Annotated in this window: 6 protein-coding genes and 1 pseudogene; 4 read left to right on the top strand and 3 right to left on the bottom strand. The window is 62.3% G+C overall.

From position 1 onward, the window contains the following. The first annotated feature begins 350 nt into the window (after positions 1-350). From QP413_RS09695 to QP413_RS09680, 4 genes and pseudogenes are all read left to right on the top strand, one after another. Positions 351-1,282: pseudogene (locus QP413_RS09695) on the top strand (iron-siderophore ABC transporter substrate-binding protein). A gap of 136 nt (positions 1,283-1,418) precedes the next feature. Continuing rightward, positions 1,419-2,396, top strand: a complete 978-nt coding sequence (locus QP413_RS09690; RefSeq protein ID WP_284781575.1) for an iron ABC transporter permease — start codon at positions 1,419-1,421, stop codon at positions 2,394-2,396. A 5-nt stretch (positions 2,397-2,401) separates the two neighbouring features. Then, the gene (locus tag QP413_RS09685; RefSeq protein WP_284781574.1) at positions 2,402-3,445 is read left to right on the top strand and encodes an iron chelate uptake ABC transporter family permease subunit; all 1,044 of its coding nucleotides are present in this window, start codon (positions 2,402-2,404) and stop codon (positions 3,443-3,445) included. Then, positions 3,442-4,251, top strand: a complete 810-nt coding sequence (locus QP413_RS09680; RefSeq protein ID WP_284781573.1) for an ABC transporter ATP-binding protein — start codon at positions 3,442-3,444, stop codon at positions 4,249-4,251. Before QP413_RS09685 ends, QP413_RS09680 begins: the two co-directional genes overlap by 4 nt. Positions 4,252-4,308: 57 nt before the next feature. Here the strand turns inward: QP413_RS09680 and QP413_RS09675 are convergent, their stop codons facing one another. The 3 genes from QP413_RS09675 to QP413_RS09665 form a co-directional block, all read right to left on the bottom strand. After that, on the bottom strand, positions 4,309-5,232 hold the full coding sequence (locus QP413_RS09675) for a siderophore-interacting protein (protein ID WP_284781572.1): 924 nt from the start codon (positions 5,230-5,232) through the stop codon (positions 4,309-4,311). A 220-nt stretch (positions 5,233-5,452) separates the two neighbouring features. After that, the gene (locus QP413_RS09670) at positions 5,453-6,637 is read right to left on the bottom strand and encodes an ABC transporter permease (RefSeq protein WP_284781570.1); all 1,185 of its coding nucleotides are present in this window, start codon (positions 6,635-6,637) and stop codon (positions 5,453-5,455) included. Continuing rightward, entirely contained in the window at positions 6,634-7,572 is a 939-nt protein-coding gene (locus tag QP413_RS09665) for an ABC transporter ATP-binding protein (RefSeq protein ID WP_148812764.1), read from the bottom strand. Before QP413_RS09665 ends, QP413_RS09670 begins: the two co-directional genes overlap by 4 nt. Between the last annotated feature and the right edge of the window lie 174 nt (positions 7,573-7,746).

The raw sequence follows: 7,746 nt of genomic DNA, 5'->3' as shown, positions 1-7,746 counted from the left end.
CTTCGTGCTCTCAATGGAAACTGCTCCCCACTAGTCGGTAACTGATTTCTCAGTCCAACTAATGGGGAGCAGTTCATCTAAAGAACCACGCGGGGGTTGTGCTGTGTGTGGAACACGGTGGGACTTGTTGGTGGTGCTTGGGGCGCGTCCTAGTTTTTTGGGTATCGCTACCAGCGAGTAAGCCGAGGCTTTGTATGGTTAGGCTACCCTTGGTATTGTTTTGAGAGCGTTGCGCGTCATGCTGTGCCCGTGACCTGCCGGAGTAATCTTTCTGGATATTTTGGGTCGCTTGTACCGCGATGTCTTGCTGCAGCCGAAGCACCCAAAACTCTCACACTTTAAGGCCCGACATGTTCCTGAAGAAGACTCTGAGCCGCCGCGCGGCTATCAAGACCACAGCAGCTTTGGCTGTATCCGCCCTCGTTCTCACCGGTTGCGCGCGAGGGGAGGAGCAGGCAATGAGCGGATCGCGGCAGTTGGGCTCGGGGACGCCGATACACTGCTCGCTCTCGGAATCCAGCCTGTCCTGGTAGCGCCGTGGGGTGCGGAGGGCGATGTGGACGCCTCGGGCGTTGGCCCATGGGCAACCGACAAGCTTGGTGACGAGAAGCCAGAAACTGTCTACGGCACCGGTAGCGGCTTCACTGCTGAAGTTCTGGAAAAGATTTCGGCTGCCGATCCCGACAAGATCATCGCTGTGAACAACGCCGTGGATGAGCAGGCGAAGAAGGCTCTCAACGACATTGCCCCAACCACCGTCAAGCCAGAGGGGACAACGGACTGGCAGATCCCGTGGCGAGACCAGGTAACCCAGATCGCGGGGGCAGTGGATAAGAAGGAGGAGGGTGACAAGCTCGTCGAGGAGACGCAGAAGGCTTTCGAGGACTTCCAAAAGCAGCACCCCGAGCTCAAGGGCAAGCGCGCAGCTATCGTCATGCCCTACGAGGGCAAGATTGGCCTGTACACCTCCGGCGATGGTCGAGGGCAGTTCATCGAAAACTTGGGCTTCGACATTCCGAAGGAGCTTGAGGGCAATGGCGGTGAGTTCTACCGCGACATCGCTCCCGAGAACTACAACGAGCTCAACAACGTGGATTACCTCTTTGTGCTCGATTACCAGGGGGCGGCAGACACTCTGAAGAAGGATCCAACCTTCAGCAAGCTCGAGGTGGTTCGCGAGGGCAAGGTGTACTGGATGGAGGACAACGTCGGTAACGCGATGAGCATGCCCAACCCCCTGACCATCCCGTGGGCCGTCGAGAAGTTCTCCGACGCGGTCTAGCTGCAGAAGCTCTGTGATCAAAGCGCTCTCACCGCTCGCCTCTCCCGCACAACGCCTACGTGGCGGTGCGGGAGCTAGGCGTACCCTGTGCGTTGTCGCGGTTACGCTTGGCGCACTGGTTTTTCTGGTGCTTTTGATGATCGCCTCCCTGTACCTAGGGGCCCGCAGTCTGTCGATGGGGGAGGTGACCAGCATCCTCCTGCACGGGCCGCACCACGCGCCACATTCCACCGCCGGGGCAGAGCAGGCAGGGATTATTTGGGACCTGCGCGTGCCCCGCACTCTCTTGGCTGTGTTCGCGGGCGCAGCCCTCGCCATGGCGGGAGCGATCGCGCAGAGCTGGACACGCAACCCCTTGGCGGACCCCGGCATCATCGGTGTCAACGCCGGCGCGGGATTCGCGGTCGCCGTCTCACTCACCGTGGGGTGGGCGACGACGGTCGGGCACCGGGCAGTGGCAGGGCTTATCGGTGCGGCCATTGCCGCGCTGGTCGTCCTGCTTATCTCCCGGGTCTCCCGCGACCCATTGACGCTGGTGCTAGTAGGCGTCGGCGTCACCTTCACCCTGCAAGCAGCCACGAATATGCTGAGCCTCTATTCCTCCGACACCCTGGAGGGGCTGCGCCGCTGGACCGTCGGCTCTACCGCAGGGCGCGGTATGGATGACGTTCTGATGGCTGCTGTCGGCCTAGCCCTCGGGGCATTGTGCGCGGCGTTAGCGGCACGGCCACTGGACCTTCTGGCCATGGGTGAGGATGCGGCTCGTTCCCTGGGTGGCTCGCCCGCCCGAGCACGTCTGCTCGCCGCCGCTGCGGTGGTTATTCTTGCCGGTTCGGCGACCGCCACCGTGGGGCTTGTTACTTTTGTGGGCTTTGCCGTACCGCATTTGCTGCGGCCTGTCACCGGCCCTGGGCTTACGCGCTTGCTGGTGCCCACCGCGGTGGTTGGCGGCGCTGCCACGTTGTTGGCAGACATTGTTGGTCGTTTCGTGCTGCACCCGAATGAACTCGAGATGTCGATTGTTCTGGCTATCGGCTGTGCGCCCATCATGGTCGCGGCGGTTCGTCGTCGGCGAGGCATTTCGGGCTCGAAAGACGCGGAGGTGGCAGTGTGAGCGGGATGACGGCATTGCACGCAGTCAAGCGCGCTCGCACCAGGCGTATCTTCCTGGCGACATTAGGCTTCGCCGCCGCCACGGTGCTGGGTTATTTCCTCATTCTTGGGCAGGGGGCTGTGAAGCTCAGCCCGGCTGAGGTGCTTGATGTTCTCACCGGTGGCGGTACGCGCCAGGCGATCAACGTTGTGTGGGATCTGCGCCTTCCCGTGGCCATCGCCACCGTCGTGGTTGGCGCGGCCCTGGGGCTCGCCGGATCATGGACTCAAGCCATGGCCCGCAATCCGCTAGCCAGCCCCGATATCCTCGGCGTTTCCGGGGGCGCAGCAGTGCTTGTCGTTGCGGGCACAGTGCTTGCCCGACCGGCATGGAGCGAGGGTATCCCGACGTTTTGGTGGCGTGCGGGACTCGCCCTCATCGGCTCCCTGGTGATTGTCGCGTTGCTTATGCTGCTCGGTGGCTTTGGTACCTCTCAGCGCGTGGTGCTCATTGGCCTGGCGCTTTCTTTTCTTACGCAGGCCTTGGTGCAGTATCTTTTGCTCAAAGCAGAGCTGACCCGTGCTGCCGATGCTCAAACGTGGCTTGCTGGTTCCACCGGCTTCGTACGCACCGAAGCGTTGTTGCCCATGGTGTTGGGCATGCTGCCTTTTGTGGTCTTGGGTCTCGTCGTCGCGGTCGATCTTCCACTTTTTGCTCATGACGACGCCACCGCTTCCACCCTTGGCGTGAATGTCACCCGGGTGCGCTCGATCTTGCTTATCGCAGCGACCGGCATCGTTGCGGTCGTGGTTTCCTTTGTTGGGCCCATCGGTTTTATCGCGTTGCTGGCTCCTCAGTTGGCCAAGTTGGTGGCCGGTACCCCTACGCCTCATCCGTTGTGTTCGGCTGTTGCGGGATCCGCGCTCATGGCCGTGTGCGCGGTGGTGGCAGGTGCGTTGCCCTTTACTGCTCCTGTGGGGTTGGTGACCGCGATTATCGGCGGACCTGCGCTGATTTGGCTGGTGTGGTCGGCCGCGCGTCGCGGAACTGTGAAAGGAATGACCCAATGAGTATGCGAGTCGAGCACGTGACGGTCGGCTACAGCGAGGACCGGAGCATCGTTAAGGATGTCTCTTTTGAAGCGCAGCCGGGGCAGGTCACGACGCTGCTTGGCCCCAATGGCTGTGGCAAGTCCACCCTGCTCAAGGCCCTGTCCAGGCTTCTCGTTCCTAGCCAGGGGCGGGTGCTCGTCGCGGATAAGGACGTCCACAGCTTGGGCGCCCGCGAGGCAGCTCGTCTCATCGCGCTCTTGCCGCAACATCCGATCTGCCCGCCGGGGCTGACGGTAGGGGAGCTGGTGGAGCGTGGGAGGCACCCCTACCGGCGCGCGCTGTGGGGTGGGAGCGAATCGCCCTCCGAGGACCGGAAGAAGGTGCGGGAGGCGTTGGAGAAAACAGCGACTGACCACCTTGCCGCTCGTGATGTGGCGGCGCTCTCTGGTGGCCAGAGGCAGCGCGTCTGGATGGCGATGGTGCTGGCGCAGGATACGCCAGTCGTGTTGCTGGATGAGCCGACAACTTACCTAGACCCAGCGCATGCGATGGAGATCCTGGGGATCGTGCGCGAGCTCGCTCGGGAGGGCAAGACAGTCGTGACGGTGCTGCATGACCTCAGCCTGGCTGGTGCCTTCAGCGACACCATGATCGTGATGAAGGGCGGGAAAAAGATCGCGCAGGGCGCACCGCGGGAAGCGCTAACGGAGGATGTGCTCCACGAGGCTTATGGCCTGCGCGCTGAGGTGTGGGAGGATCCCCGTGGCACAGCGCCGATCATCGTGCCACGAGGAGTCGTCGACAACCCCACCCAGGCCTCCTAGCGCCACACCGCAGAGGGCGGTGGCTAGGTGCTCGGGGTTGGCGTCATCTGACCCGAGCTAAGGGCGAGCCCTGCCGATGAACCAGTACGGGCACCATTGCACGGAGTCGCTCTTAAGACCCCACGAGTCAATGACGTGGCGCCGTACCTCTTTGCAGAGATCTCCTTCGCCCGCGACCCAGACATATGACGCGCGGGTGGCGGGGTGCTTGGCTTCGTCGAGTTGGCGAAGGTGCGACAGGGTGGCGCCGCTGAACTCTGTCGTAGGGCGGAGAATAACTTTTAAGCTGCCTACCTTGTCCTGCCAGTGTTCACGTAGCAGCGGTTCCAGGTCGTGCTGGCTTTCGGCAAGCACAATCACGTGCATCTCGGGTAGTTGTTCGGGCGCGAAGGTCTGCGTGTACTCCAGGATGGCGCGGAGGGAAGGCGCTGCAGAGGGGTCGGCAATCAAGGTCTGGGAAGTCTGCTGACGATGCCACAGACCCTGGCATGTCCACAGAGCGACGTCATCGCCGACGTGGGCGTTCAACGCCCAAGAAAGCCCGGGCCCGATGTGCTCGTCATCAGGGCTGTTTATGCCGTGCGTAACCACATCGAAAGTGAGGATTCCGCGTTCGGAATCAAGTGTTCGGACGGTGTACCAGCGCAGACTCGGGCGCCGCCCCTCCGGCATAGCCGCCACGCTGGCGCGGATGTTAATGCCACCATCGTGATCTGGAAGGTGCAGCTGCGCGCCGGGGGTCGGGGGCATGAGGAGGCCAAAGAACTCATCAGGGCCAGAGAGTTGGCAACCCATTAGTTCGGGTGACTGGACGGCGATCCGACGCAAATTCTTTGCCGGAGCACTGATGCTGCAGACCACAGCGCGGATGATGCGATGACCGCGCTCGCTTGGGGTATCGAGCAGCTGGTGATCAACGTATGAAGCGGGTCGGGTGGCGCTGATCGCGAGGGGATCCATGGTGTTCTGGCTCTTCGACATAATGCTGGTAAGCCTACCCTTAGTGTGAGCTGGGGTTGGGTCTGATGGTCAGGGGGAGGATCGTGCCCGGGGCTAGAGCGCACACAACCCCCGCCTGGCTCTCAATGAAAACTGCTCCCCATTAGTTGGACTGAGAAATCAGTTACCGACTAGGGGGAGCAGTTCACGAACCGAGCGGGGGTTGTGCTGTGAGTGGCTGAAACCAGAGGTCGCTGAATCGCTATTTCAGTGCGCCGATCCAGCTCATCTTCTTGCCGTTATGCAGGATCGCATTGCGGTAGATTCGCGCCACCAGTGCCAGCACAGCGATGACCACGATTACGCAGAGCCCATAGGCTGCGAGTACCGCTGACAAGCTCATGTGCCCGGCCACGTACTGCAGCGGGGCGACGGCCAGGCTGAACGGCGGAAGCCAGCCGAGCACCTGCATGATGGTGCTGTCGAGCGCGTTGAAGCCGAACGCGGGGGCATAGATCATGCCGAAGACGAACAGCAGGATCGGCATCTGCGTGGACTGTAGGTCTTCGGTGCGGCTAACCATCGATCCCGCGGCAGCGCAAAGACTGCCGAAGAAGAGCATGCCCAGGATGAAGGAGACCAGGATCATCGGCAGTACCGACATGTCGAACTCGAAGCCATCGGCCAGCCCGGAGATCGACAGTGCCGCCACGCTGGCGAGGACGATCACAGCTGTGGCTACCAGTCCCACGATGGTGTTTCCAATGAGCTTGCCCGCGAGGAAGTCCAGCGGCCGCACGCTCGCCAGGATGATCTCCACGACGCGGGAGGATTTCTCCTCGGTGATGCGCCCGCCGATATTTCCGGCGAAGAGCATGATGAAGAAGGTCATCAGCATCATCCCCAGCATGACGGTGACGATGGCGCCCATCTGCTCTTCGACGGGGTCCTCGCTAATATCCGTGGTTTTCACGTTCGCGGCACCCATCGCCTCGCCGAATTCCTGCGGGTTGATGCCGAGCTTATCTAGGGCCTCATTCTGGGTCAGCGTGCTCGTCACGGCCGCGACGGTGGCCTGGACGCTGCTCTTGGGTTGCCCGTCGCTGAGCAGCTCGTAGCCTTCGTCGGTCTTGAGCAGGGCTGCGTCGATGTCTTCCTTCACCGCGGCTTCCGCGGCATCGCGGCCGGTGGCGTCGGCGACGGCGAGTTTTTCCACGTTCTCACCCAGGGCGTTCTGGACCTGGTTGAACTGCTTGGCCGATATGCCCACCACCGCGAGTGTCGGGGCGTCGTCCTCCCGGTTGTTGAAGTAGCTGGCTACTCCGATGCCACCAATAGCGAGGATGAGCGTGATGATCAGGGAGAAGATGATTCCCTTGTTCCGCACTGCGACGGCGATCTCACGGGTGGCGACGGTGCGGATCGTGTTGGAACTGGTGTAACTCATGCGGTACCTCCCGCGCGGTTCGTGCTTTCTTCCGTGGCCTGCTGCTTCGCTCCCTGGATGACCTCCTGGAATAGGTCAGTCAGGTCGGGGATGCGGCGCTGGAAGTTGTGCACCGGCCCGGCCGCGAGCGCATCGCGCAGCAGCTCCTGGTCGCGGTCCTGGCGATCGACCTCCAGCAGGACGGTGCCGTCGTCCTCGCCCACGACGGTGGCGAACTCCGGGTACCAGTCGCGCGCCGGGGTGCCGACCTCGAAGACGACCGGGCCGCGCTCACGCAGTTCCTGAACCCCACCCTCGGCCTGCATTTGGCCGGCAGTGATGATCCCCACACGGTCGCAGAGCCGCTGGACCAGGTCCAGCTGGTGGGAGCTGAAGAGCACGGGCACGCCGCGCTGGGCGCGCTCGACGAGCATGTCGGACATGACCTGCACGGCGACGGGATCCAGCCCAGAGAAAGGCTCGTCCAGGATGAGGACATCCGGGTCGTGGATGAGGGAAGCCGCCAGCTGGACGCGCTGCTGATTGCCTAACGAGAGCTCCTCGAGCTTGTCCTGGGCGCGTTCCCCGAGATCCAGGCGTTCCAGCAGGTCTTGTGCGGCGGTGGCTGCAGCGGACTTATCCATGCCGTGGAGGCGACCGAAAAAACTCAGCTGGTCTGCGATTTTTTCCTTGTTATAGAGCCCGCGTTCCTCCGGCATGTAGCCGATCCGGCGGCGCAAGTCGTCGTTCATTGGGGTGCTGCCAAGGCGGACCTCGCCCGAGTCAGCAGCCAAGACCCCCAGAGCGATGCGCATCGTCGTGGACTTTCCCGCACCGTTGGAGCCAACGAAGCCGTAGATCTCGCCAGGTTGGACGGAGAAGCTCATGTCCTTCAGCACGTGGTGGTCGCCGTAGGACTTGTTTAATTTCTCGATGTGGAGGGCCGTTCCTGTCATGCGGTCCTTTGGGGTTAAGGGTCAAAAGGGGATGCGGACGGGATCTTGGAGGATTCCACTTATGAACCGTTCGTACACAGATCAGCAGCGTCGCAGGGCGATTGAGGTTTATAAGCGCACTCAGTCGGTGACGAAGACGACCCGGCAGCTGGGGTATCCGGGGAGATGGACGCT

The sequence above is a fragment of the Corynebacterium sp. UMB4614 genome, from assembly GCF_030217065.1.
Lineage (GTDB): Bacteria > Actinomycetota > Actinomycetes > Mycobacteriales > Mycobacteriaceae > Corynebacterium.
Note: the sequence above shows the minus strand (reverse complement) of the source record. Positions and strands in the feature narration are given on the sequence as shown.

What these genes read in the sequence shown, in the direction of transcription:
- QP413_RS09680 (WP_284781573.1), top strand. Translation starts at nt 3,442, where the DNA reads ATGAGTATGCGAGTCGAGCACGTGACGGTCGGCTACAGCGAGGACCGG.
- QP413_RS09670 (WP_284781570.1), bottom strand. Translation starts at nt 6,637, where the DNA reads ATGAGTTACACCAGTTCCAACACGATCCGCACCGTCGCCACCCGTGAG.
- QP413_RS09675 (WP_284781572.1), bottom strand. Translation starts at nt 5,232, where the DNA reads ATGTCGAAGAGCCAGAACACCATGGATCCCCTCGCGATCAGCGCCACC.
- QP413_RS09685 (WP_284781574.1), top strand. Translation starts at nt 2,402, where the DNA reads ATGACGGCATTGCACGCAGTCAAGCGCGCTCGCACCAGGCGTATCTTC.
- QP413_RS09665 (WP_148812764.1), bottom strand. Translation starts at nt 7,572, where the DNA reads ATGACAGGAACGGCCCTCCACATCGAGAAATTAAACAAGTCCTACGGC.
- QP413_RS09690 (WP_284781575.1), top strand. Translation starts at nt 1,419, where the DNA reads ATGATCGCCTCCCTGTACCTAGGGGCCCGCAGTCTGTCGATGGGGGAG.